1 protein-coding gene is annotated in these 2,157 nt (G+C 45.6%); it reads left to right on the forward strand.

Annotated features, from left to right (window positions below; genetic code table 11):
* The first annotated feature begins 688 nt into the window (after positions 1–688).
* Positions 689–1,948 (forward strand): class I SAM-dependent methyltransferase, encoded by a 1,260-nt coding sequence (locus tag BQ17_RS17740; RefSeq protein ID WP_176722504.1) that lies wholly within the window; start codon positions 689–691, stop codon positions 1,946–1,948.
* Positions 1,949–2,157 lie beyond the last annotated feature (209 nt).

A 2,157-nucleotide genomic window follows, 5' to 3' on the forward strand; every position in this document is an offset into this window, starting at 1 on the left:
GCCCGACGCGCGCAATCGCCGCTTAAGTTCCAAACAGAATGGCGCACTACACTAGTTTCGGTCGATATTGCTAGTCCACACACTGGAGCGGGTAAGCCAAGTGTGTGATCCAGTAGATACTATGAACTTGCAACATCGGTCGAAACTAGGTACTAGTACACCAATTCGAAAGTTGTCTAACCCCTTCTTTTGTTCACCACAGAGGCACAGAGGACACAGAGAAAATTTTTTATTCACCACTTAAGACACAGAAAACACGGAGCCCGCGTAGGGCGGGTCAGGCCAGGGATGGCCACCACCCGCCACCTGGGGACCACCACCTGACGGCGGGTGATGAGGCACCCAATCACAGTGACCAACTCGGCCACGAAGTGTGCCTCTCACCCGCCCTACGCGGGCTGACTGTTTTCATATGTTAAATGGCTACACAACACCCCATAGATTCGCACAGCGGACTCTCCAGTCAATCAACTGGTTAGCGTAGGGTTCGCTACACGGACCTTCTAAATGTCAACATACCCTAATAAGGATCCCAGAAAAACTGAATTTTTCGACATTCCCCATTATGAATCCCTTATTTGTTGAACTACTTCGGAATGGCGTTATATTGTGTACTAACTGCCAGGACAATCATCTAACACTATCAGAGCAATTACTAAATTGCCGCCAGTGTGGGGAACAGTGGCCTGTGCATAACGATGTTCCAGATATGTTCAATCAATATACCATATCATCCAGTGCCGAAGTGGGGGAGAACCTCAATGAGCTAGCAGATGCCATCGCTCAGGTTTTGATGTTAGAAGAAAAGAGCTGTTCAGAAAAAGTACTCGAAATTAATAAGAAGGCGTCACGTTACTCGTGCAGTGATGCGGAAATTACCGCTGAAATTAATGAATTAAGGTCTCGATTCATTCCCCAGTGCCGTCCCGTTTTCCCCGACATACCCCCTGATGCTAATAAATCTCCTAAGCTGGAGATGGAGCGCCACTATTTCCCAAGGCGGATTGTGAGTGGTGAGACCATTATCGCCAATGTACGGGTAAAAAATTGTGGGCAATTTGTCTGGTCGTCTAGAACTGACCATGGATTGAAATTCTCAGTCAGCTGGATTGATGGAGAAAATCAGAGGGTGGCGGGTTTGTTGGTGCCCATAAACTTCCCTATAGACATTGATTCCGGTCGCAGCATTACTATACCCGTTACAACTCAAGCGCCCCGAAAACCGGGAGTTTATCGGGTTCACGCTTGTCTTCTCGACTGGCAGCTCAGAATTGTCGCAGAGGCCCGATCGGGAATCAAAATACAGGTCGATAGCGCGTTTAAAAATACCTACCGTCGTGTTTTGGGTCTGGAAAAAACAATATCCCAACCACAATTTTTTGATACGATTCCCGACTATGGTAAAGACCACTCCCGAGCTGTTGATTTATTTGATGATGAGATCAAAAAGCTCAAACGCACGCCAACACGAATTATCGAGGTAGGCTCAGGTACCAGCCCCCATGCGGTCTGGACTAAAAACTGTCAAATTTTAGCGCTCGATATTAGTTCTCCACTACTTGAGCTCGGAAGCCTATATCATCAGAAGCATCACCCCTTTCTTAATGTCGCTTTCTTATGTGCGAATGCTTATGAGCCACCACTGAAAACCCAGGCCTTTGATTCCGTTGTCATGTTTAGTACGCTACATCATTTTCCTGAACCAGAGGTGGTATTAAAAAAATTATCACAATTAATTAAGTTAGATGGTTTTCTCGCCGTTATGTGTGAGCCGATTAATGATAACTTAAATTCTCCTGACACAGTTAGGGATTTGCTGAATGGCATCAATGAACAGGTCTTTAGTTGGCGAGAATATCAACAAATTTTTGAGATGGCTGGCTTGACAGTCAGCCGCATGATAATTGATGGGGCTTCACTGAAAGCAATCCTAAAGCGGGTGCCTTGAAAAATGCTGCTGCTGGCGGTCGAGATAAAATCCCCCACATCCGATTCGAAAATCCCAGAAAACGTGGTCTGTCCCAAAGGGAAAAAAGATTAACGTGAATCCGTGAGATAAAATCCAGGATTTCGGTTAACTCTATGATTTTACTTGGATTTTAAAAGATTGGCCATTTCACCTGCTGGGTGAGTCCAAAAATGAATGAATTTTTCCAT

The organism is Candidatus Thiosymbion oneisti, assembly GCF_900092655.1.
Classification (GTDB): domain Bacteria; phylum Pseudomonadota; class Gammaproteobacteria; order Chromatiales; family Chromatiaceae; genus Thiosymbion; species Thiosymbion oneisti.